This window comes from Kordiimonas sp. SCSIO 12610, from assembly GCF_024398015.1.
Lineage (GTDB): Bacteria > Pseudomonadota > Alphaproteobacteria > Sphingomonadales > Kordiimonadaceae > CANLMI01.
This window is the reverse complement of record NZ_CP073747.1, coordinates 1,096,773-1,122,223: the sequence shown is the minus strand read 5'-3', so window position 1 is coordinate 1,122,223 and position 25,451 is coordinate 1,096,773. Positions and strand designations below refer to the sequence as shown.

General features: G+C 46.7%; 18 protein-coding genes. 9 read left to right on the top strand and 9 right to left on the bottom strand.

The features are described 5' to 3' along the window. Positions 1-16: 16 nt before the first annotated feature. Together KFF44_RS05110 and KFF44_RS05105 are read right to left on the bottom strand one after the other, a co-directional pair. Entirely contained in the window at positions 17-1,213 is a 1,197-nt protein-coding gene (locus KFF44_RS05110; RefSeq protein ID WP_255937852.1) for a hypothetical protein, read from the bottom strand. After that, positions 1,210-2,439: a glycosyltransferase gene (locus KFF44_RS05105; protein WP_255937851.1), complete on the bottom strand. Its 1,230-nt coding sequence runs from the start codon at positions 2,437-2,439 to the stop codon at positions 1,210-1,212. The genes KFF44_RS05110 and KFF44_RS05105 overlap by 4 nt, the downstream gene beginning before the upstream one ends. Positions 2,440-2,847: 408 nt before the next feature. Between KFF44_RS05105 and rfbC the strand changes: the two genes are divergently transcribed. From rfbC to KFF44_RS05060, 9 genes are all read left to right on the top strand, one after another. Next, positions 2,848-3,414 (top strand): dTDP-4-dehydrorhamnose 3,5-epimerase, encoded by a 567-nt coding sequence (gene rfbC / locus KFF44_RS05100; RefSeq protein WP_255937850.1) that lies wholly within the window; start codon positions 2,848-2,850, stop codon positions 3,412-3,414. A 34-nt stretch (positions 3,415-3,448) separates the two neighbouring features. Continuing rightward, positions 3,449-4,501 carry a dTDP-glucose 4,6-dehydratase gene (gene rfbB / locus KFF44_RS05095; protein ID WP_255937849.1) on the top strand — a complete coding sequence of 351 codons (1,053 nt, stop codon included), beginning with the start codon at positions 3,449-3,451 and terminating at the stop codon, positions 4,499-4,501. Between the two features lie 19 nt (positions 4,502-4,520). After that, positions 4,521-5,429 (top strand): dTDP-4-dehydrorhamnose reductase, encoded by a 909-nt coding sequence (rfbD, locus tag KFF44_RS05090; RefSeq protein WP_255937848.1) that lies wholly within the window; start codon positions 4,521-4,523, stop codon positions 5,427-5,429. Between the two features lie 68 nt (positions 5,430-5,497). Continuing rightward, positions 5,498-6,256 (top strand): metallophosphoesterase, encoded by a 759-nt coding sequence (locus KFF44_RS05085; protein ID WP_255937847.1) that lies wholly within the window; start codon positions 5,498-5,500, stop codon positions 6,254-6,256. Positions 6,257-6,331: 75 nt separating this feature from the next. Next, entirely contained in the window at positions 6,332-6,811 is a 480-nt protein-coding gene (locus tag KFF44_RS05080) for a hypothetical protein (RefSeq protein WP_255937846.1), read from the top strand. Between the two features lie 32 nt (positions 6,812-6,843). After that, positions 6,844-7,380 carry a YcxB family protein gene (locus tag KFF44_RS05075; protein ID WP_255937845.1) on the top strand — a complete coding sequence of 179 codons (537 nt, stop codon included), beginning with the start codon at positions 6,844-6,846 and terminating at the stop codon, positions 7,378-7,380. 81 nt (positions 7,381-7,461) lie between these two features. Then, positions 7,462-8,340 carry a glucose-1-phosphate thymidylyltransferase RfbA gene (gene rfbA, locus KFF44_RS05070; protein ID WP_255937844.1) on the top strand — a complete coding sequence of 293 codons (879 nt, stop codon included), beginning with the start codon at positions 7,462-7,464 and terminating at the stop codon, positions 8,338-8,340. 34 nt (positions 8,341-8,374) lie between these two features. Next, complete coding sequence (locus tag KFF44_RS05065; RefSeq protein ID WP_255937843.1) at positions 8,375-10,654, top strand: glycosyltransferase family 2 protein; 2,280 nt, start codon at positions 8,375-8,377, stop codon at positions 10,652-10,654. A gap of 182 nt (positions 10,655-10,836) precedes the next feature. After that, positions 10,837-13,773: a glycosyltransferase gene (locus KFF44_RS05060; protein ID WP_255937841.1), complete on the top strand. Its 2,937-nt coding sequence runs from the start codon at positions 10,837-10,839 to the stop codon at positions 13,771-13,773. Positions 13,774-13,824: 51 nt separating this feature from the next. Here the strand turns inward: KFF44_RS05060 and KFF44_RS05055 are convergent, their stop codons facing one another. The 7 genes from KFF44_RS05055 to KFF44_RS05025 all read right to left on the bottom strand — a co-directional run bounded on the left by KFF44_RS05055 (position 13,825) and on the right by KFF44_RS05025 (position 25,355). Beyond that, positions 13,825-14,514 (bottom strand): sulfotransferase, encoded by a 690-nt coding sequence (locus KFF44_RS05055; RefSeq protein ID WP_255937839.1) that lies wholly within the window; start codon positions 14,512-14,514, stop codon positions 13,825-13,827. A 13-nt stretch (positions 14,515-14,527) separates the two neighbouring features. Then, a complete protein-coding gene (locus KFF44_RS05050) occupies positions 14,528-16,630 on the bottom strand; it encodes a glycosyltransferase family A protein (RefSeq protein WP_255937837.1) in 2,103 nt (700 codons plus the stop codon). Further along, positions 16,631-18,310, bottom strand: coding sequence for a DUF6212 domain-containing protein (locus KFF44_RS05045; protein ID WP_255937834.1), 1,680 nt, complete (start codon positions 18,308-18,310; stop codon positions 16,631-16,633). Between the two features lie 47 nt (positions 18,311-18,357). Continuing rightward, entirely contained in the window at positions 18,358-19,737 is a 1,380-nt protein-coding gene (locus KFF44_RS05040) for an HlyD family type I secretion periplasmic adaptor subunit (protein ID WP_255937833.1), read from the bottom strand. After that, on the bottom strand, positions 19,738-21,555 hold the full coding sequence (locus KFF44_RS05035; protein ID WP_255937830.1) for a type I secretion system permease/ATPase: 1,818 nt from the start codon (positions 21,553-21,555) through the stop codon (positions 19,738-19,740). A 250-nt stretch (positions 21,556-21,805) separates the two neighbouring features. Continuing rightward, positions 21,806-23,893: a calcium-binding protein gene (locus tag KFF44_RS05030; protein ID WP_255937828.1), complete on the bottom strand. Its 2,088-nt coding sequence runs from the start codon at positions 23,891-23,893 to the stop codon at positions 21,806-21,808. A gap of 232 nt (positions 23,894-24,125) precedes the next feature. Continuing rightward, positions 24,126-25,355: a glycosyltransferase gene (locus KFF44_RS05025; RefSeq protein WP_255937826.1), complete on the bottom strand. Its 1,230-nt coding sequence runs from the start codon at positions 25,353-25,355 to the stop codon at positions 24,126-24,128. Between the last annotated feature and the right edge of the window lie 96 nt (positions 25,356-25,451).

Below are 25,451 nucleotides of genomic sequence, written 5' to 3'. Positions count from 1 at the left end.
CATACTAAGGGTGGTGTTATTTCAAAGATATATCGTCAAGGAGTATGGCTTGTTCAGCATCCTTGGTAATAAATGTAATAGCACCGTTCCAGTCAGCGTTCTCTTTCATATCTGAAAGCCAGTCTTTCAGCGTGCGCCAACGGTGCCATTCGCCAAAGGTTTGCTCGGCCATCAAAGTTTCAGAAACGTCAATCGTCAGTTTCCAGCCAGTCTGCTTTGCAACCGCCTGCGCAATCATGATACGCGCCATAAATTGCCGGCCTTCGCGCACGATAATATGGCCTGTCTTCGCGGCCTGAATGGTCTGGATCAAATGCATGGCCTCCAGGCGCATCTGATTGGACAGCAAACCACTTCGGTCCCACGAAGGCATCAGGATATGATCATAGTCAAAATGAACCGATGACTGATCGCCAATCGCCTTGCTGGCATCAAAAGACAATTGATCCCGGTGCCTGCGATCAAGCGTGAACCCATTTTTTACAAGATGCGCCGCATCATCAAGCACCATCAGTGCTCGTTTTTCTTCAACCCCATACCATAGATACACCATGTGCCCGAGCATCTGACGGGCCATATCAATCGGTGAAATATGATCCTGCCCGTCTACACTCGTTGTTGCATAGATGCTTCTGCTCTCGCCTTTCAAGCGTTCAATAAACCAGGTCATGCGCATGCGATCACGCGAAACCATATTTGTTTGAAACGCTTCCGTCAGGTCTTTGGCGCCCGCGCTTTCATCAAATAGCTTAAGCTTTATCTTGGAAGAGAAACCAAGCCGTTTTTCATATTCGCCGCGCTCAAACGTAAGCATGACAAATTTTGCACCCTCTGGCGGGCGCAGCCACAGCCGCTGACGTTTTACATTCTCAACAGGATCGGCGAAAAAATAGCTCAGACGTTTGCGGCTTCCTCGGCGTCCACGGGTGAATTCATGGGCCCCGGTAATTTCCTTCATACGCCAATTGAAATATTTCACCCGCACCTGCATGGCTTCGCGCACCATATCGTCGCCGTCAGTTGCAATTTTTATATTCAGATATTGGGGCTTCAGTGACTTCAGAAAAAACCAGCACTTAAAAGCATGGTCTTCAACGAGGAGCTTGCGCCGAGCATTAAAAAGCCCAAAAAGCCCAAGATTACTAAGGTGCAAATCAAGGCTAGATAGCGGTTGATAAATTTTAAACGCATTGTCGGCAGCTAACTGGTTCATGCCCCTGCCCCCGCAAAATCCGCTTGAAACCCATTAGGTGCGATATCACCTGTGCCTTCCCCGCGGAAAGCACGAAGCGCGCGGAAGAAATCTTTTGAAACCGTAAGCGAATCCCGCGCGGCCGCCCAGGCTGTAATATCAGGCACTCCGCCGTCTGCATCCGCCTTACCAAGGGCGATATTCGCCGCCTCGTTCGCTGCATGCACGCAGCTTTCCAGATCATTTGGTGTGAAGGAGGTAGCCCCAATAGGAAGAGTATTGAAACTCGGTAACAACATTTCAGGCACAATCATGGGTTTGCCGAATGTTGCAGCTGTCATGGCGACACCTGAATTCAAAGACACGGGGTACGGGCAAGCGACAACATCCGTTGCCCGGAAAAACACCTGAAGCGCCTGATCATCAACATGGTCTGCGTAAAGAATAATATCGCTGCGACCGCTGATAATTCGGTAAAGCTCTTCCATAAAGTCGGCCTTACCCTTAGAGCCCGCAATGATCAAACGCGCACGCCCCTCAAAGCGTTCCTGAAGCCGGTCCAGAACCTGAATGAAAAAGCGCGTTCCCTTGTAAGGAACCAAAGACCCAAAACACAAAAACGCAACATTATCTTCATTAAGGCCTAATTCTAATCTGGCCTGTGCACGGCTGATATAATCACCGTAAACATTCGTGTAGCTTGGGTGTGGGATATGAATGATTTTATCACTGCTTAATTCATAATGCCCTTTTACGAGCTTCGGCGTTTCGGGGTTCATGATATGGATCATATCCGATAGTTTCGCCATTTCCTGACGCAGGAACACCTCTTCATCAATGAATGTCGCAGAGTGTGAGAGAACATTATGGATCGTCCATAATATTTTATGCCCCGCTTCGCGCTGACGGTGAACCTGTTCGATAAAGCCTTTCGCAGCCTTCTTTGCCTCGCGTGCTTTGCCAAGGCGTTTGAAAACATCATGGATCCAGTGATAATGCAGCGTTATCTGCATGCGATCTGAAAGCGCGTCCACCGCATCCAGGGACGGTAAGGGCGTTACCGCGAAACCATTTTCAAAAGCACTGGCATATAGCATTTTCTGGAACGGGTTTTGCCGAATGGCAGGATAGTAGGCAAGCAATCGCGCGTTATCAAAGCTATGGCCGTGCGAGACCAAAGCACTCATAGCGTCGATGCAGACCTCACTAAAATTGCGCGGGTCTTCCATTAATCCATTGTGGTTCATATCCAGCCTGATAGCCCTAAGCGTATTAATTACGCATGAATATCATGTTAAAGCACTGCCGCCATGAATTTGCAATAAAAACAAGCACTTCAAATCAAAGCGCAACAGGGCGCACCGTTGTTGGGGTGGTATTGAGCCGCTATGCCGCGGCCTGCCTGATCCAACCCTTCTCATCACGCTGGTCTGATATTCGCCGCCTGTGACCATATTAAGGCACCAAGTCGACGGATCGGCAATCCGCCTAAAGCAATCTGAACCTGAAACAATCTTAAAAAGTCTGCTTGTTTGCTTTTATTTACAAAAAATCAGCCTTATAAAGAAGCCATTAATATCTGGCTGGTTACTATCAAAGCCATCAAATATAATTTCGGCAGAATATTTGCCAAAATGATTTCGGGACTGAAAAATATGAATATTGAAAAACTGGCGCTACCGGGCGTTTATGTTTTTGAACCCAAACGGTTCGGTGATGACAGAGGCTTTTTTTCAGAAACTTTCAGCATGCGGGCCTTCAATGAAGTGGTCCCAGGCCTGACATTTGTGCAGGATAATCATTCGCTTTCGCGCGATAAAGGCGTGATCCGCGGCATGCATTTCCAGACACCGCCTGACGCACAGGGAAAACTTGTACGCGTAACGGCTGGCCGCGTTCTGGATGTGATCGTGGATATCAGAAAAGGGTCCCCAACTTACGGCCAGCATGTGGGTGTTGAGCTATCGGCGGAAAACTGGAAACAGCTTTGGGTGCCTGCGGGCTTTGCCCATGCCTTCTGTACGTTAGAAGAAAACACCGAATTTCTCTATAAGGTGACGGATTTCTATGCGCCGCAATCCGACGCGGGGATCGCTTTTGATGATCCTGACCTTGGGATTGATTGGCCGATTGATACAAGCGAAGCAATCCTTTCTGACAAAGACCGAAATCTTCCACGCCTTAAGGATATTGAAAGTCCTTTTGTCTATGAAGGCGAATAAAAATATTTAAAGCGATTTTTAAAAGGGAAATCCCATGAAAATTATTGTAACAGGCGGTGCAGGTTTTATCGGTTCAGCGGTTTGCAGATATCTGGTGAAGGATTTGGGCCATACAGCGATTAACCTTGATAAGCTAACCTATGCGGGCAACCTTGCCTCCCTTAAGGAAATTGAAGACAGCCCCAATTATCACTTTGAGCAGGCTGATATCTGTGACCGTGCGCGCCTCGATGAAATTTTCGCAAAATATCAGCCCGATGCGGTTATGCACCTGGCGGCCGAAAGCCATGTGGATCGCTCAATCACAGGTGCTGGCGAATTTATCCAGACCAACATCGTCGGCACCTTCCATATGCTTGAGGCCGCACGCGGCTATTATATGGGCCTTCGCCCTGAAGATCAGGAAAAGTTCCGGTTCCTTCATGTTTCTACAGACGAGGTTTATGGGTCTCTTGGTGATGAAGGCCTCTTCATGGAAACAACACCTTATGATCCAAGCTCGCCCTATTCAGCGTCCAAGGCATCGGCGGATCATCTCGCGAACGCATGGTGCGAAACCTACAAATTTCCTGTGGTGATATCCAACTGTTCGAACAATTACGGCCCCTATCACCTGCCGGAAAAACTGATCCCGCTCGTGATCCTGAACGCGCTTGATGGCCGCGATCTGCCGATTTACGGCGACGGCTCAAACGTGCGCGATTGGTTATATGTGGAAGATCACGCAAAAGCGCTCTTTACCATTATGATGACAGGGCGTTTGGGCGAAAAATATAATGTGGGTGGCCGCAATGAGCGCACGAACCTTCAGGTTGTTGAGCGTATCTGTGAAACGCTGGATCGCCTGCGCCCCAAAAACGACGGTTCCTATAAAGACCAGATTACTTTTGTGACCGACCGCCCGGGCCACGATGCCCGCTATGCAATTGACGCAACCAAACTTGAGGACGAGCTTGGCTGGCGCGCAGAAGAAGATTTCGAAAGCGGTATCGAAAAAACCATTCAATGGTATCTGGATAATGGCTGGTGGTGGGAACCGCTGCGCGAACATGCGGAAACCCGCAAAGGCGTTTTAGAGAAAAAATAATAAAATCAAGAAATACCGAATGAAAACAAAATCTATAAAAAAAATCTTCGTCGCCGGGAAAAATGGACAGGTTGCATTATCACTTAAGAACGCGGCAGATGCGTTTGACGTAGAAGTTGCCTGTTTCGGCAGACCCGAAATTAATCTGGTCAGCAAAGCCTCTACGCTTGAAGCGATTGAAGCCTATCAGCCTGATGCCATCATTAACGCGGCCGCTTACACCGCAGTTGATAAGGCGGAAGACGAAGAACACGAAGCCTATAATGTCAATTCCCGCGGTGCAGAAATTCTGGCGAGGGCCGCGGCCGATCTTGATATACCCTTCCTGCATATCTCGACGGATTATGTGTTCGATGGTGCCATGAACCGCCCCTATCAAGAAAAGGATGAAACGGGGCCAACGGGCGCTTACGGGCGTTCAAAGCTTGCCGGTGAAAAAGCAGTAATGACCGCCAACACGAACGCAATGATTTTCAGAACAGCATGGGTCTACAGCCCTTATGGCAATAATTTCCTCAAGACCATGCTTAGGCTTGCGGAAACGCGGGATACGATTGGTGTGGTCGCTGATCAGGTTGGCAACCCATCCTACGCGCCTGATATCGCCCGCGGATTATTAAATGTACTTGCGAAAATCGAAGAAACAGGATGGGACTCAAAATATGCTGGCCTCTATCATCTGGGCGGTACAGGCGATACGAGCTGGCATGGGTTTGCAAGCGCAATTTTTGAGGCTGCAAGCGTATATGGCCGCACCAAACCAACCGTAAACGCGATCACGACAGAAGAGTTCCCAACACCCGCCAAACGGCCTGCAAATTCCCGCCTCAACTGCGATAAGGCGCATGCAACTTTTGGGGTTCGCCTGGCCGATTGGCGCAAAAGCACCGCTGACTGCGTTCGGGAGTTACTGAACGAAAAGGGTTGAAACAGCCACCACGTTGACGGCGATAAAAATCACAATATGATAGCGTTTTGAGTGCATGAGAGTTCCCCATGAAAATCGCTATCCTTTCTGATATCCACAGCAATATTTTTGCCCTTGAAGCGGTGCTTGATGATGCGAAGCGGCGTGGTGCCAACCATCTGTTTAATCTGGGCGACATCCTATATGGCCCCATCGCACCGAAGGCGACTTATGACCTGCTGCGCCAACATGATTTCGTCACCATTCGCGGTAATCAGGACCGGCAGATTTATGATGCAACAGCGGGCGAAATATCAGCAAATCCAACGATGCAATTCATCCTTGATGATTTGGGCGGTATGCAATCAGAGGCGGTTGAATGGATGCGCTCGCTTCCCTTTGATCATCAGTTCAATGATGACATATATCTTTGCCACGGCACACCAGCGGACGACCTGATTTACCTCTTGGAAAATGTTGAAACAGGTGGCCCCGTTTTACGGTCTGACATGGAAATCAAGGCCCTAATTGAAGACCAAACATCAAAAATTATTCTGTGCGGTCATACCCATATTCCGCGGACTGTTGCCGTTAGTAGCGGGCAAACGATCATCAACCCCGGAAGTATTGGCCTGCCAGCCTATGAAGATGACATGCCTTACCTCCACGCGATAGAGACATATTCACCGATGGCGAGCTATGCAATTTTGGAAAAATCATCGGGCGGTTATGCGGTCAGCCATATCAAAGTCCCTTATGATTATGAAAGCGCGTCGGCCTGCGCAGCCAAGCGCGGTCGCAGCGACAGGCAGCATTATTTATCGACAGGCAGAAAACTCAGCCAATAACGCCTTAGGCCATTGCAGCAATGAACACTCATGATATGGTCTGAATAAATTGATTATCAAAGAAAGCACCTGACCATGCAGGACATAGCCAAATATACCGAAGCCGCACGCCTTGAAATTGAAGGCCTGCACACGTTTTTTGACGATTGGTTCGGCGGCCTTGTGGATAAAAGCGATCAAGTTTTTGATGAGCGCTTCAGCGCGCGCTTTGACACCGATTGTATTTTAATTCAGCCGGGTGGTGTCGCGCTTGGTTATGATCAGTTTAAAAACGGCGTAAAAGGCGGGCATGGCTCCAGCCCCGGTTTTAAAGTTCAGATCAGGAATGTGGAGGTTCGCCCGCTCGGCAACACACCAAATGCCGATAATATTATCCTTGTCACCTATGAAGAATGGCAGAAAAACGCGATTAATTCATCGCCGCCCAACAATGGCCGCGCGGCATCAGTGATTTTCAAGATTGTTCAAAATGATCCGGTTACATTAAAATGGTATCATATCCATGAAACATGGCTGCCGAAATCGGTGATGGACGTAGATGATTTTGATTTTTAGGGTACGTTTATTCAAAATAATTGGGGGATAAAATGGCTACTTCACAAACTTACACTTTAAAATACCAGAAAGAATTTCAGCATTTTCAAGACCTCTGCGGCGCAGCTAGAAAAAAGATATTGCGTGGCTCATACAGACTTATCTCATCCGCAATGCCTGTAATAATCATGTTTGCTTTAGCAATCTTTATTCCTTTGTTTTTCAAAGAAAGCGCTCCTGAAATAAAATCAATCATCTACATTTCAGGTACCAGCATATTACTATATGTATTCTCAATTGTTTTCACATCGCGCAATAGCATGAAAAAAAGTTTGTCCGCTGATGGCTTATTCATGTCGCCCACAACAATGGTAATATCAGAAGAATCTATTATAGAAACTACTCAACTCTCAAGCTCAACATATTCATGGCCTGCAATAAAAGGCTTTGAAGAGGGACGATTTAGTCTTTTATTGATGGTCGATAATTCTATGGCGCTTATTATACCGAAATCAGCACTCAAAGATGATGCACAAATAAGCGAAATTAAAAATTTCATTATTGAGCAAATAGCTAAAAATAAATCATAAAAACTCCATAAAGCTTATGTTAAGTTGTCGGCGCTATTTTATTTTTAAAGATATTTTTTAAACCAATTAAGGGCTGAAATTATGAAGGGTATTATCCTCGCGGGCGGGCTTGGGACACGTCTGTATCCAATTACAAAATCAATCAGCAAACAGCTTCTGCCGATTTACGACAAGCCGATGATTTATTATCCGCTGACGACCTTAATGCTGGCAGGCATTCGCGAGATATTGATCATATCAAGCCCGCATCACCTGCCGCTTTATGAGGATTTGCTCGGTGACGGCTCCCAGTGGGGCATTCGCCTTGAATATGCAGAGCAACCCAAACCAGAGGGGCTAGCGCAAGCCTTTCTGATCGGTGAAGACTTTATCGACGGCGATGCCTGCGCCCTCGCGCTCGGTGATAATATTTTCTATTCCGCTGGTTTCAGCCAGTATCTTCAGCAGGCTGGCAGCGTTACGGAAGGCGCCTATATATTCGCGTATCAGGTACCGGACGCCCGCGCCTTTGGTGTTGTTGAAATGGACGCGGATGGCCGCGCGGTCTCTATCGAGGAAAAACCAGAAAATCCTAAAAGTAACCTCGCGGTAACAGGCCTGTATTTCTACGACAAGGATGTGGTTGATATCGCGAAGGCCGTAAAACCATCAGCCCGCGGCGAATTAGAGATCACGAGCGTGAACGAAGCCTATATGAATCGCGGCGATTTGAATGTGATTAAATTGCAGCGCGGAACAGCGTGGTTAGATACCGGCACAGTGGATTTCATGCTACAGGCAAGCCAGTTTGTGCAAACAGTTGAAGCACGGCAGGGCCTGAAGGTTGCCTGCCCCGAAGAAGTTGCTTGGCGCTCTGGCTTTATCGATGATGCGGCGCTTGATGCCCTCGCCAAAAGCTACAAAAACAGTTACGGCGAGTATCTTGCCAACTTGCTGAAGTTTGAGAAAAGCGGTATCTAAACAACTGGGACGATCAGTTAGCTTTGGAAACAGCATGCTTGCCTTCGGGAAGAAAAAGAAAAAAACCTGCAATAAGGAAGACATCAAGGGCTTCCTTTTGCTGTTTTATGGCCGCGGTGCCAATCATGATAGCGAAATTTCCCGCCGTCTTGGCAAGGGCCTGACGAGCACCTTAAACGAGATCACCAACAATAAGGAATTTGTCTACGGTGTGCTGCAACCGCTTGCGCTCAGGAAGGCGCTTGCATGGATGCCCTATTCACCTGAACAGCAGGATTTGGTGGCCAAGGCCGTTAAAAAGCATTTTGGCATTAAACTGAAGGCCATTGAGCACCGCACCGCCGCATTGAAGGCAATTTGTGAGCATTGGCGAATTTTGCGTGTACTTGATAACGGATCAACTGGATATTCAGGGGCGGATTTCGCGAAATGGATGGGCGACACTGATACCAGCCACCCCGAACCTGTGATGGGCATCATAGAGGACATTCGCGGTAATGAATGTTTTGGCTATGCCCTTAATCTGGCGCGTGAAGGCGAAAGCCTTAATCTCGATTTTTACCTAAACGGCACCTATATCGGCACCCAGCAAGCCAATGGCCTGCGCCGCGATGTGGAAGAAAAACACCTGGGTTTTAAATATACAGGGTTTCACTTTACGGTAAATCTGCCGCGGCAGTTAGCGCATCATGATCATCTAGTTCTCTCGGTATTTGATCATGAAACCCATATGCCCATATGCCCCGCACGCGCCTTCCCGAACATGGGGGCATCATACGCCTTAAACATGGTGAATTTCACCCATGCGCTGGAGGATGCGGCCCAAAATAGCGGGGTTGAGGTCCAACATCAGATTGATGAGATCAAGGCTTCCCTGCCTGACATTCAGAAATATGCAGCGATCCCGCTTGCGGCCTATCAGACATCAAAGCATTTGTTAAACGACGCAGTCCCCGACAGTGATTTAACAGATGAAGGCGACCTTGACCTACACGTTCATTGTCACGCCAGCCTTCAGCTGACAGAGCAAGCCCTGCACTATTTCCAGCAGGCTGTACAGAAAAACCCGGATGCCGTCATCTTTTTCGCGGATCATGAATGGATGGATGACAGCGGGGGCATTACCCCAGTTTTCAAGCATAGTTTTGATTATGAAGAGCTTTTGACCCGCGCCACCTACCCCCGCGCCTTCGCGGTTAAAAGTGGCGTGTTTTCGGGCGACCTATCCCCGCATAACCTATGGTTCAAGGCCTATGAAAAATTTGGCGATAAGGCCTTCGCGCACGTTCCCCACCTTCTGTTTGAGGCCAAGGACACTTGCACGGTTACGAAAAGTGAGATCAGGGATTATGAACAGGCCTTAAGCAACCACCTGAAGGAGGTAAGCCCAGGTGCATCGATCACCCTAAACGCTGATGACACATATGACGGTATGCTGGAAAACACAGGGCAGATCACATGGCCGCTCTCACCCGACACGCCTATGATGGCGATCATCATCCCCATGCGCGATGCATTGGAGCTGAGCCGAAACTGCGTCAAGAGCCTGCAGGAAACGCTACAATACCCGGATCAAACCGAAATCCTGATCATTGATAATGGTAGCGAAGAAGATGCAACAAAGGGCTGGCTAAAAGAAATCAATGAGGCAAGCAACATCCGCGTGTTATCCTATGACGTCCCGTTCAACTGGGCTGCGATCAATAATTATGCCTCTCGGGAAACAAGCGCAGAATATCTATTGTTCCTCAATAATGACACTGTCGCCCTTGATAAAGGATGGGATCATATCCTGCGGGGCTACCTGAACCGCGGTGATATCGGCGCTGTTGGTGCTCGATTATTGTTCGAGGATGGAACCATTCAATATGGTGGCTATGTTTTGGACACGGATAATATTGTGCTCAAGGAAGCCTATTGCCAAAGCGTGAACCAAAGCTATATGGACCGCGCGCAGTTACCGCATCAGACCTCAGCCATCATCGGGGCGTTCCTTGCATGTAGGCGAAATACCTTTGAAAAAGTTGGCGGCTTTGACGAAGACAACCTTCCGGTTGCGTTCAATGATGTTGATTTCAGCCTGTCGATTTTAAAGGCAGGGCTTAAAAATATGTATGTTCCTGCAATAACATTCCAACATCTGGAATCGAAAAGCCGCGGGTATGACGCACAGGACAGCGCTAAAGATATCCGAGAGAAAAAAGAACGGGAAAAAATGCGCGCCAAATGGGGTGAATATCTTAAAAGTGATCGGTTTTATTCGCCGCAACTGTTGAAAAGCGAACCAACACACACCTCGATTTTAAAACGCTAGAAATCAATAGTATTGGCTAAAATCATTGTGAAACATTAATCTTTAGTAATATCGTTCATCACAAGTTCAAATTAGTTGAGAATATTAGCGATACTCCTTAAAAGGGCCCTTATAGGCATTGCATAAAAAGCCTGGTTCTTTTGACAACGATCGTACGTATTAACCGGGGCAGGTTAGGTATAATGAAACTATCACTAAGCAGGGGCAAAAAGTCCGTCAAAAGCCTGCGTGAAACCAAGCTTTTTCAAGCTGATTGGTATTTACAAACCTATCCTGAGGTCGCTCTCCAAGGCATCGATCCCTATGAGCATTATGTCACCGTTGGCGAAGAAAACAATTATAACCCAAATCGTTATTTTGATGTCGCGTGGTATAAAGAGCGTTCGCAGGCAGCACGAAAATATGACGGCCTTGTCTTAGAGCATTATGCCAAGCGAGGTTGGAAAAATAAAGTTAACCCATCAAGCCAATTTTCAGGGCGTTTATACCTCAAGCATCATAGTGATGTTGCCGATCAGAATATCAATCCCCTCGTACACTATCTTCATGTCGGCATTCATGAAAACCGGCTAATTTTTCCGGTTGAAATGGAATATGGATCGAACCCTGACCTGATCGAAGATATGGCGCTCATTCACGAAAGCGGCCTCTTTAAAGGTGATTGGTACAAACAATATTATACTGATCTGTGGAACTATCCAGACTGTCATACGCTAGCGCACTTTATGACAACAGGTACTGAACAAAACCGGCATCCCAATCCTTTCTTTGAGACATATTGGTATAAAAACGCCTATAAAAAACTGATTAAAAAGCGGAATCCTTTTGCCTATTTCATCAGTGAGGGTCTGAAGCTCGGGCATGAGCCATCACCAAAATTCTGTTCCGAAGTCTATTTTGACCAGCACCCTGACGTAAAAGCCGACGGCGTTAGCGCATTTGCACATTATGTGACCAAGGGCATGCTTGCTGGCCATAAGTTTCCTGACAAGTCATTCATGAAGGCAAGCACAAATAAGAATATAAATAAAAAAGCGACGCTGCCGCTGCCGAAACACTTGCGGGATATGATCGATTTACCGCGCAATAGCTTGGCGCCGAAATCTAATCTTTTTGATGCCAAGGCAATGGATATCCATTGGGTAATCCCGGATTTCGCAGCCGGCGGCGGCGGGCATATGACGATTTTCAGAATGATCAATCATCTGGAACGCGCCGGGCACACAGTAACAGTATGGATCAACAACCCGTCAATTCATGCAACGCCAGATGACGCCTATGATACCATCGTGAAGCATTTTCAGGCGTTCAAGGGACAAGTGCATTTTGTTGACGCTGATCAAAAAGCAAGCAAATTTAAAGCCGCGAGCGGGGACGCGATTATCGCGACCGATTGTTGGACTGTATGGCCCGCAATGGTTCCAACCAATTTCAAAAAGCGCTTTTATTTCGTTCAGGATTTCGAACCTTCTTTCCATGCTATGGGCGCCCATTACCTGGCCGCAGAGCAATCCTACAAGGAAGACTTTGATTGCATCTGTGCGAGCCCGTGGCTCGCTGATATTATGCGCGAAAAATATGGTCGCACAGCCAGTTATTTTTGGTTAGCGGCCGATAACGCACTTTACACACCGCCCCAAAACCATGTCAGCCGCGATACACTCAGGATTGCTGTTTATGCCCGCCATTTCACAGCGCGCCGTGCGGTAGAGCTTGCGTTTTTAGCGCTTGAAAAACTGGCAGACCGCGGCCTCGAGTTTCATGTGGATTTCTTCGGAGCACCGCTACCGTTTGTAGACGCCCCCTTCCCTTACACCGATCACGGGGTTGCATCACCAAAACAATTGGCTGCAATCTTTCAAAACGCGGATGTTGGTGTTGTATTTTCAGCCACCAATTATTCACTTGTCCCTCAGGAAATGATGGCGTGCAAGCTTCCTATTCTGGAGTTAAGCGGTGAAAATACCCATGCAATTTTCCCTGATGATGTGGCCACTTTCGCAGCCCCTGATCCGCGCGCTATTGCTGATGGGCTTGAGAAACTAATCACAGATCAGACATATCGTCAGCAACAGGCGGACCGCGCTTATGATTGGGTTCAGGGCTTTTCATGGGAACAATCAGCTGCGATGGTGGAAACAGCAATTCTTGACGGTCTAAAAACCGCCGAAGCGCAGCAAACAAATCCAACAAAAACAGCAAGTCACATGAAGGCATCGGTTGTCATTCCGACCTATAATGCAGGCGATGTGTTGAAACCTGTTCTCGATATGGTCACCCATCAGGAAGCACCGTGGCCCTATGAAATTTTAGTCATTGATAGCGGTTCATCGGACGGGACTGTTGAACTCGTTAAGTCCTACGATAGCGTTCATCTGCACAGTATCGATAAGAAAGACTTTAACCACGGCGATACCCGCAACCTCGGTGCAGAAATGACTACAGGCGATTATATTGCCTTCCTGACCCATGACGCTTGTCCTGCCGACAAGCGCTGGCTCTATAATCTTGTGAGCGCAATCGAGCATTTTCCTGATGCCGCTGGTGCATTCGGGAAACACTATGCGTATGATGATGCATCACTGTTCACCAAACGTGATTTGAACGCACATTTCGATATGCTGAACAATCAGCCGCTATGCCTTACAAAGGATACTGATAGAGAGGCCTACGAGGAAAATCCACAGTGGCGGCAATTATTACATTTTTATAGCGACAACAACAGTTGCATGCGCCGCGAAATATGGGAGAAAATCCCATACAGACGCGTCAAATTTGGCGAAGACCAGTTGTGGGCTGATGATATTATCAAAGCAGGCCTGGGCAAAGTGTATGCGCCTCAAGCCATTGTTTACCACAGCCATGATTATGAGCCCGAAGAAAACTATGAGCGCAATATGACCGAGAGTGCATTCTTCAAGCATTTCTTTGGTTACGAGTTAATCAAAGACGAAGAGACGCTTGCGAAGACACTAAAAGACGTGAACGATCATGACGCAGAATGGGGCCGTGAAAACGGTGTTTCCGATGAGGAAATTGGCAAGCAAATGGCGCTGAATGAAGCGAGGTTTAAGGGCTATCTCGACGGTGTTAAGGCCGACACATCTGACATGTTCTAAAATGGTCAATTAAAGACTATCCCTTGCTAATGCACGGGTATTGGTGCGCGTTCAATGCTTAAGCTTATGGTCAACAATCGCTTTGATTTTTACTTCATCAAAGGGTTCGCCCATAAATGCACATAACCCGCGAAAGGCATCGGGGTTCCCCTTAAAATCTTCGTATTTTGTTGTGAAGCAAATATCAGGGTTAGCCCGCGTATAATCATCAAACAATTGATCACAGGTTTCGACCATATCGAGCACATCATAATAATCAACATCACGCCACCAACCGGATTTTGAAACCCCATCAGCATCGCGTTTATTGAAAACAAATTTGGTATTCGGGAAAAACTTGACGATAAAATCAAGGAAATGGGAAAAGCGCTCAACGCCAACATCATGAAAGCGAATTTCCTTAAAGCCTGCTTTTCTTGTACCCACAGGAACCTTCAACACATCAGATACAAAAAGGTCAACCGCTTTCCGTGTTACCGCATCCACGTCAACTTCATCAATACCATACCAAGGCCCATGGGGAGGCGGATTTGGCTTTGTATTTTTGGTTTGTGCCGCATTTAAGGCTTCATAGAAGTCAAAAATTGCGGCGAGTGCGTTGTTGTTCTCACCGCGAATGAAATAGCCGTCCATCGCCTGCAATACAGACTGCATCACGGTAGAGCCCGAGCGACCATAGGTGACGATAAAAACAAACCCTTCGCTCGGGTAGTCACTTCTTAAATCCGTATCAGGCTCCATGTTTCTCTCTCATTCACGCGTCGGCGGCAAAGACATCTAAAAACATATCATGCGTCGTTATTATTTTGTCTGAAGGGACGCCGTAAGCGCTCAGTCTCGCTTTGATATCATGGTCATCGGAAATAATCGCCTGAAGGGCATGTTCAAACGCAAGTGCTTTATGAAGTGCATACAACAAAGCCTCGTCGTTTTCAAAAAACTCGGGCTCCAACCAAAGATATCCAACGGCGCCGTTTTTGCGGGCTTCGCCGTGAACCTCGAGGAAAGCAGTATCGCCAAGCATGATCACCGCGCCCGCGTTACGCATAACGAGGCTACTTTCATAGATATCACCGTGTTGGAAATAAAGTTTGATCTTCCGCTCCAAATAGGCACGATATTCCTCAGCAACATTGGTAATTCTATGGGTATAAATATCCGTAATTTGCGGATAGTCCCCAATTGGAATATTGCACGCTTTCAAATCAATTGTTTCTTCATGGTCAAGCCCGACCATCACCTCATCAAAATTATCTGAGCTTTTGTCCAATAGTTTCAACAGTGCTTTGTATTGATCCTTCAAAAGACTGTTTGCATGCACAGCAATAAACAGTCTTTTGCTTTGAACGCTTGCACACAAATACGGTTGGTAACTGATGTCCTCACCAAACTTTATCGGCATAAGTTGCTTACGAACGGCAGGAGCAGCAGGCCCGGCAAAGCGTCTATCAGCATGCCCTAGTGGCTTTTCAAAGCCACGGTGGCGAGCAACCAAATCCAAAATTCCATTCCGTAACTCTTTTTCTTTGACGGATACAAAATTCGCTGGATACTCTGGTGCTTCACCGTTTCTAACATCATCCAAATTCACGACAAGCTGTGGGATGGAGACGAGATTTCGCCTTGGCTTGCCGATGACTTTGCGCTCTGTCTCAATGTCGGCCATCATTAAGGACCTAAGTACAGACGCTGAAATACATGCAAAATCAGCTTCGCGCTGTACATCCACAGAGGAAAGACCAAAGCTGATATCAAAATATAGTCCATCTGCAATCCGGTAATATTCAAATCCATCCGCATTGCTTCGTATCCGCCAAAAAAGCGACCGTAATATATATTGATGAGCTTGAAGCGTATTCCACGCAGCCTCGCTCATGGCTAATACAAACTGCGGGAAAAAATATTCTTTCGCGTTTACGAGCCAGTTTGTGACCATGCTGTCAAATTGGGCATAGCTGACTGTTCGCGCAGGCGCCAGAGGGTCAGAAAACAGACAAACCTCGTCCTTATCTGTCATAATTACAGCGAACGCCGGAGCCTCTATGTGTTCACGCTCTGCAATGTAGCTCGAGGAAAAAAGTTTGCTGTGTTTGTTTTTAATCCGCCCCAACAGGGCATCGGCCTCACGCCGGGCTTCCGCAAGCATGCTTTCAGGCCGGCGTCTATAAAGGAAACCAGAAAAGTTCGCCCGAACACCTTTAAATCCCGCAGAAATAGCCGTGAGCCAAAAATCCCAATCCTCAAACCCGCTTCGCATATCTTCATCAAAATACACACCTTTTTCAAACATACTGGTTCGCACGAGCGATCCTGCTTCCGATATATTTGCAACAAGATGTTTGAAAATGGAATAGTCCGGCGCAGTTTCACGGACATCATACCCATGCACGCCCCAGCTTAGCCCAAAGAAACCAATATCCGGATAAGCCCACCCAACCGATGGATCGTCGCCTAGAGCGTTTCGAAAACTGCTTAGTGAATAGGGCGCCAAGCGGTTATCCGCATCAAGAAAATAAATAGACTCGATAGTTTCATCCAGATTAAGCAGGAACCGCACGCCTGCGTTTCGCGCCCCTGGCAATCGGGTATTTTTCTGACGAAAATAATAAAGCGTATCGGGGTATACACTCATGAGATCGCGAACGGTTTTACCTGTTTCCGGGAATTTACAGCCATCATCCACCACAACCACATAAACAGGACAGTCAATTTCCTGCGTACAGGCGGAGATAATAGCTTCAGCCAAAAACTTTGGATGCCCAAAACCCGGGATAACGACCCCCATTGGGCGTTTTCCAATGTTTGCATCCTCTACGGGAATACTGACATAGTTTTGTTTGGGAATTACAGTGTTCATTTACTTGGCTTCATCATCCGCAGCGTCAGCCATTTTTGATGGCGTTGGGCTTTGAATTTCAGCGTCAACATACAGAGAATACCAACGGCACCAGCCCCACGAAACATCACCGTCCTTAGGCATTGTCGCAAATAACAAATCGCCTGCGCCTTTTGTTTTCTCATCGAAATCAAGTTGAAGCAACCCAGGTTTATCCGCAGGTAACATTAATGAAGACCAGACAATACCAGATGCTTCATGATACCCTTTAGCCATTCCTGCATTATCAACATTACCCGCATGGGCCAGCACTTCCTTGATTAGACCAATATCGCTTGAAAGCTCACTGGGCACACGCGCAAGAATATAGAGTAATTCAGGCGCTGCCTCATGTGCCGTTCGAACTTTAGCACGAATAGTTTTAGCACTTTCAGGAACCCCGGAATACATGATAGCACCTGATAGCTCATCTGTAAGCGGGTGCGTCTGCATGTATCCTAAATCTTCACTTAACATGAGAGGCCAGAAATCCAGGTCATAGAATAGTTTCTGGTGTTTTTCTTCACCATGAACGAAACCGATACGCGATGCCACTTCTGGAAACTTGTAGACTTGCATCGTATTTTTAGCAGTAGTTGTATGCTGAACGGGCGCTTCAATACTCGCTAACTGAAGTTGCGGTACATCCGAAACTTTTGCAGTCTCTGTGCCGTTGCTCGCTTGCGTTAATCCCTGCCAAAGCCTGAGCGACAAAGTATCAGTCACATCCAGATCAGAGGCTTTCGAATTGATACCAAAACGGGTTGCTTTTTTATCCGATAACGCAAGTAAATTGGTTTTATCATCACAGTCATGCCAGTGAATTTCTAATCTCGCTTCACCGACTAGGTCATCACGCACATAATCAAGTTCAAACAGGTTCCAACCGTGTATCAGGTCTTTACCGTCTACGATAAAATGACTAGCGAACAGGCTATCGGCTGTCCTCAAGACTGTAATCTCAAGTCTACCAACATCCTTTGGATTGACCACATAAAGTTCAACACCATACAGGCCTGCTAAATCAACAGGAAGATGCTGGGACACACACCCAACATTCAAATCCGCATCTGGGCCGATTGTTCGTTTACCAACAGGCACTTCATAGGCAAGTGAATAGCCGCTATAACCGAGCCCTTCGGCAAGACGTACTGCCTTGTCCAACTTACGCTGTGATTTTTCATAGTCTAATCGTAAGGTTGCGAGCGCATGGCGCGCTTCAGTATTATCGCACTTGATCTCTCGGTAAAATTTAACAAAGCATTTCAATAATTTACGCTCTAACTTGCGTCCGAAAAGGCCAAGTTTATCAACATGATACGGCGGTCCCAGCAGATCCTGTCCGTGGCAATAATCCGAGATCGTTTTGATCTGTGCTTTATTCCGGTTTTCTGAAACAAAAACCCGAAGGCCAACAGGGCTGCCTACCATCGACTTAATTGGTGAAAACTGTGCCCCGTTAAATTCATCGTAGGACACCAAAAGCCCATCAGAATTGAGGACAATAATATCGGCAAAACGAAGCGGAGACCCGTTCACCTGTTTCGCAAATCTGGCCTCAGTAATGACAGCAAAATCGGAGCCATACAGGCTTTGAAACGCCGCCTGAGTAATAGACGGCGTTGAGTGTTCAGAATACTTAATAGTGCCCCCATCAGACATGCAATAAACCTTATCAAGGAATGACTTAACTAATCACAAACCCCACATTAGCCTTTAAACGCTTTAAAGGCAAAACGGGAAATTGGCTCTGTAACGATTTGCAGAAATGTCCGCTCTTCGGTCTTCAAGTAAACTTCGGCCGAGTTGCCTGGAAGGATTAATTGATCCACATCACTGAGGTCGAGGGAAACATGGGCTATATAGAAGCCTTCTGGATTCTGTTCGGTTACGACAGATGTTCTAGAAAGGTAGGTCACTTTGCCTTTAACCGGTGCGTCTGCCTGGCCCCGATTTGAAGGGAAAACAATATCAGCATCCTGCCCTTCACTCACAAGTTCGATATCCTTGATTTGAACCCGAGCTTCAATCCTTAGACCTTCACCATCTGGGAACATTTCAAATAGAGTATCACCCGGTCGCAGAACCGCACCTAATGTTGTTGTCGCAATACCAAATACCGTTCCGTCAACGGGGGCCGTAATAAGGCCGCGCGTTGCAATATCTTCCAGGCGTGTAATATTTTGCTCTGTCTCATTTAATGTAACTTGCAAATCAACAATTTGCGCAGCGGCATCACGGTTATAATTCAAACCAACCTGTTTGATCTGATTTTGAAAACCAATGATGGCTTGACGTGTGCGTTCATTAATAAATTCAACTTCCTCAATCCGTCTCTTAATGTCCTCTTCTTGCCTTTGAAGTCGCAACAGATCGGATTTAGGCGCATACCCTTTCTCGTAAAGCTCTTGAATACCGGAGAGTTCCTCACGAGCGAACGCAAGCTGTTTTTGAAATGAAGCAAGGGTTACGGCATTGCTTTCCAAATCTGCTTCTTCTGCGGCAATATTCGAATTCAATAGAACAACTTCAGCTTCACCAACTGCGCGCAAAGCATTAAATTCAGTTTGTTGGTTTTGAATTGTTTCCTGAACTTTTGGATGAGTTAATACGTCTTTCTCAAAATTCGTCGGAAATTCAATGGTTTCGCTATTGCTAACTTCGGCGCGGCGGCGGGCAAGCTGCACCAGCAAAATAGCGCGTTGGATCTTAAAGTTTTCAAGCTGGGCTCCGGTTTGCGTTGCATCCAACAGCGCAAGCGGGTCCCCCTTTTTAACCTGGTCGCCTTCACGAACATAAATTTCGTCAATGATCCCGCCTTCAAGGTGCTGGATCACACGGTTGCGCCCTTCAGCCACAATACGGCCACTCGCAATGACGGCTTGGCCAATCGGTGCTACCGCAGACCATATTCCGCCGATACCAAAAATTCCAATAAGAACAAACAAGGCAATCTTCATCAGAAGTTTTTGATCTGTTTCAACCGTCTTATGCCAGTCTTGTAAGGAGGCGGGATCAAAAGTATCTTCTAGTTTTGAAGGTAAATTATTACCTACAACCGCGACCGGTTTTGAGTCCTGTGAAGTCATTTAACCCTCCGAACCATTTTGTGGCTTTTTCGCCTGAATGGAGTCACTTTCCGACTTACTATCTTGTGACACTGCATTTGGATTTTGAGTATTATCTTGTGATGACTGCTCAGCTGGCGCCTTTGACCTTGCGTTTGACTTACTACTAACAGCTCGTACGCGGTTGCTTTTCATAACCTCATCTTTAGGGCCAAATGCATCAATCACACCGTCTTTCAATATCATCACTTTATCAACGAACTGAAGAACCGTCGGTCGCTGTGTGACAACAATTGTTGTTATTTTCTTTTTCTTGGCGATTGCAAGAGTTCGATGAAAAATCTGTTCACCTAATTGGTCCAACGCGGCGTTTGGTTCATCAAGAACAACAACTGATGGATTGCCATAAAAAGCGCGTGCTAGCCCGAGCAACTGACTTTGGCCGCCGGAGGGGTAAAAATACCCGCGAGATATAAGTGTATCATACCCTTGCGGAAATTGCATTATGAGGTCATGTACCCCGACAAGTTGTGCAGCCTGAACTGCCAATTCCGCTGGATCCTGTCGACGCAAACGGGCAATATTTTCGCCAATTGTAGCTTCAAAAAAACTAACCTGTTGCGGCATATACCCAACATGTAGGCCACGAGCTACCGGGTCCCAGGCTTTGAGGGTTTGACCATCGAGCCTTACACTACCTGCTGATGGTTCGAGGTATCCAACCAATATTCGAGCAAGCGTTGACTTACCTGCACCAGACGGGCCAATAATGGCGACACTGTCCCCCGCTGCTATATTTCCTGTGATTCCTTTCAGGATTGGAGGGGTACCCGGGCGCGGTACATAGATTACGCGCTCAAGGGATATCTGCCCTTTCGGCGCTGGAAGCGGCGTCTTTTTATCAGGAATTGTAATGTCTTCGAGACGGACCATAAGGCGCTTTCGTGCCTCGTTCGCTTGCTTAAGGTTACGCCAACCACCTACAATTGCTTCAATAGGGGCAAGCGCCCGTGAACCTACAACAGAGGTCGCGAAAATGACCCCCGGGTTTACACCGTAATCAGGGTTTAGGACCAGATAGGCGCCAACGCCAATCAACGATATTTGAATGAGCTGTCGAGTGGACTTGGAAACTGATGTGAATGCAGCCTGCCTCGTAAACGAAGTCACAAACTGTGACAAAAACTTACTTTGATACCTACCCCAATCATTCACAGCTTCGCGGTACAAACCTTGCGCTCGAATGATTTCTTGCTGAGCAAAATGCATTTCCATGGAACGCGAAGATACCATACCTGACTTAGTAGCTTCTTGAGTAAGTGGGCCATTCAAGCGTTCAGACAATAATGTCAGACCAAACAAAAGAGCCGCTCCTACGACAACAACAACGCCAAGCCAAAAGTTAATCAAAAAAACAATCAGAAAATAGAGTGGCATAACCGGCAAATCAAATATCGCCGCAAACGAAGGTGTAGCAAGTGTCTGACGAATAAGAGTAAGATCTTTAATACTCTGTGGGCTGGCGTCATTCTGCCGCCCAAGTTCACCCGCTAGCAATGGGCCCGAGAATTTATTGTCAAATTCCACCCCCGCCTTGGCAAGCAAATAAAGTTTTGCTGTATCTAGAACACCGTATGACACCAAAATCACAAACGCAATGAAAGAAAGCGAAATTAAGGTTGGAACACTCTGTGAAAACAAGACCCTGTCATAGATCATGAATAGATACATGGGCACAACAAGGAGGCAAAGACTTGAAAGAAATGCATATCCACCAGCCCTGAGTAGTGATTTCTTTAAGACTTCCAGTTCGTCTTGATAATTTTTAACCAGTGACATAGCCGCTCTGTTTCCCAATCAATAAAAGTACTTATGATTTTCAAATCAAACAATATCGAAGTTTGTAAATATGCGTCTTTATGACATGAGAAACCCATGACCGCAAAACATAATCCAATATTTCTACATGGATCAGCATAGTGGCGTTTTACAGACACTAAAATGAATGGAGTTTGAATATACCAGTCATGTTAAAAGAATAAAAAAAGGGAGGCAAAATGCCTCCCTTCCTAATTTATATGTATCAATCTTACATCATTGGGTCAGCAGCAGGTGCTGTAAAGATGAAGTTATCAACAGAAAGATCAGCTTCGTCAATACCGATGAGGAAGATCTGGTCGTCGCCGTTAGTAATCAACAAACCAACCTGGTTTTCTTCACCAGCGTCGATCATGCCGTTACCGTTAAGGTCAACATCACGCGTTGCTGCAACTGCGTTCTCTACAAGCTCTTGTAGGTTAGCAAATGGTGTATCGAAACCGCTGAGGTCAAGAATATCATTTGCAACATCAAAGTCTACAATGCTGTCTGTGCCGTTGCCGCTGAAGAATGCAAAAGTATCTGCATCTGTGTCAGCTGCACCAAGAGCACCACCATAGAATACATCGTTACCAGCACCGCCGAAGATTGTGTCAGAACCTGCACCACCTTCTACGAAGTCAACACCAGCGCCTGAGAACAATTCGTCGTTACCAGCACCACCATCAACTGTGTCGTTACCTTGACCAGCGAATACTTGGTCGTTACCTGCACCTGCATCGATAGAGTCAGCAGAAGTAGCAGCAGGATCAGTTTCAGCACCACCGAAGATAGTGTCGTTATCGTCGCCACCTTCTAGTGTATCATCACCAGCACCACCGAATACGTTGTCGTTACCAGTACCGCCAACAACTGAGTCGTCGCCAACGCCGCCACCAACAACATCATCGTCAGCACCACCGTCTACAGTATCGTCACCGTCACCAGCGAATACAGTATCGTTACCTGCATCACCGTTGAATGTGTCATTACCAGACGAAATCGGATCACCGTCGCCGTCAACACCAGTTTGACCAGCAAAGATTTGATCATCGCCGTCACCGCCGTTGATTTCATCTGCACCAGCACCACCAGTAATGAAGTCATTGCCTTCGTTACCGTTTAGAGTATCGTCGCCTGCTTCACCCTGAAGGTTATCATTACCTTCGTTGCCGTCTACAGTGTCGTTACCGTCGCCAGCACGTACTGTATCGTTACCTTCACCACCGGTCACTTCGTCAACGCCGCCACCAGTTGAAAGGTTGTCATTACCAGTGCCACCAACAACTGTGTCGTTGTCGTCGTCACTTACAAGAACACCGTCTTCACCATCGAAGTCGAAGTTATTGTCAGCTGTATTTGTAACAACAACTGTCTGGTTGATAGTTTGAAGCAGAGCTGGGTCAGTTTCACCGTTTGAGTATGTCAATACAAGCGTTGACAGTGGGTTATCAGCATCACTATCTGCAACGTTGTTGGAAACGTCAGCATTCGGTGTGAATGTTACGGTACCGCCGATAGTTACGGAAACTGTACCATTTTCAACCTGAACAGGGTCACCACCAACTACGATGTCCACGCCGTTAACAGCTGTAATACGGAACTGACCAGCTGTTGTACCGAGTGTAACGCCAGCAATAACATCGGCTGCTACGCCGTTGTCAAGGTCAACACGACCAACCTGCAAACCGACATTCTGTGTCTCAGCACCACCATCGGTTAGAGCAATTGTGTCTTCATTTGAGAACAACTGGTCGTCACCACTTGTAAGATCAACAGTGATATTGTTGAAAACAAGCGTTTCAATGTTTGTGTTTTGGTACTGTGTACCAGAGCCGCGAGTAAGGTTAAATGCCGCGCCCATGATGTCCGAAAGAGTGAAATTATCATTCACAACATCAAGACCGTTACCGAATGTTAGTGTGTCAGCACCGTCGCCACCATCAAGAACATCGATATCAATCGCTGCGTTACCGCCTGCGAAGAAGTTATCGTCGCCCAAACCACCGTTAGCAGTATCTGAACCGCCACCTAGTGTGATTTGGTCGTTACCTTCACCGCCATCGATGTCGTCATTACCAGCACCGCCGTCGATAATGTCATCGCCTTCGTCGCCAGTGATTGAATCAGTACCGTCACCACCAGTAAGTGAATCGTTACCTTCACCGCCGTTTAGTGTATCATTACCGTCATCACCGATAAGAGTATCATTACCTGGACCACCAGTGAGAGAGTCGTTACCTCCGCCACCATCAAAGAGATCATCATCGGCTGTACCTAATACAGTATCATTAGCATCGCCGCCAAAAAAAGTCGCCATAGCTTTCCTCCTGAAAAAGCAACCAAATATTCAAAAGTGAGGCACGAACGTCAGTTAATGGCCCCCTCGCATACTCTCTAACGAGAATATGCGAACAATGTCAACTGCATAATGGCTTTATATTACTTTTTTCTCAAGCAGTAATTCCATTAGCAACAAACCTGTCAGAACCAGACCAACATTATTGCCCCGCAATTACAAGTTATCTATTCGCTTACACCCTAAAAAAACGTTAATTCTCTGAATTTTGTGTCCCGTTTGCAACATTTTCAATAAGCTGCTGATATTTCGGGAGCAAATCGCGAATAGAATAACGCTCTAAAATCGTCTCTCGGGCTTTTTGTCGCATAATTTTATAGTTTTGTGGCTCGTTGAGAATCTGATCCAGTTGCGAAATGATCTTCGCGGTATCAAAAAATGGTACAAGTATTCCATTTTCACCATCGGAAATCAGCTCTTTGACTGGTTCTGTGTCTGAGCCAACGATCAACGCGCCGGCACTCATTGCCTCCAGCATTGACCAGGAGAGTACAAAAGGTGCTGTTAAATAAACATGTGCCGATGATATTTGCATTAGTCTTTTGAACACGCCTAGTGGTTGAAGCCCCATAAAATGCAAGCGGCTATGATCAAATTCGAAGGTTTCCAGTGCCCATTCCTTGAAGCTTTTGCCGTCCTTGCGCTGGGCGCCGTAAGCCACACGGTCATTACCAAGAATTACCACATGCAAGCGGGGTCTTTTTTTCTGAAGCTCGGAAACAACCTCCATAAACTGCGGAAAGCCACGATACTCTTCCATCCCGCGAGCCACGTAGGTAATTACTTCGTCATCGGCAGACAACGTTACGTTTTCATTGATCGTAAGCTTTGCCGTGTCATCAGGTACAAAAAATTCTGTGTCAACGCCGTCGTGCAGCACACTCACATTTTTTTGGAATATTTTCGGCAGTTTGCTGTGTTGAAAAGCTGTTGGACACTGCCCCCAATCCATAGCAGCCAAGTCCTGAAGAATCGGCGTATTTTTCATCCTGATTCGCAATTGATTGTTGGGGTCTGGCTCCTGACCTGAGATAAAACTACTATCAGAATTGCGCCCGTAATAATACCATTCAAAATAACTAAGCAACTTTGCGTCCGGGAACACATCCTTCAGAAACATCGACCCACCCCAACCAGAGTGCGCCAATATGATATCAGGTGCGTTGCCCGTTTTTTTCAATTTCGTCAGAGCTTGGTAAGCCGCCTGCCCCATAATTGTCGCACGCTCGGTAGCAATGAGGGCAGGATGCGTGTCTTTTCTGGCTTCACGGTGCGGGGCATATGTAACCTTGGGTAGATTATATTGTTGCTTGTTCGTTTCAAGCGTTGCTACCGCCATTTCATGGTTTGAATTTTTCTTCAAATAATTGGCGATTCGGCGATATTGGCCCGGAAAATTATTATGCATGAAAAGGATGCGCATGCCCTACCCCTAACTGGTACGAGAAAATAGTCACATTTGTGCAACCCTGATTGCACAATTCAGTGAATGACCTACCGTTATTTATCGCTTTATGCA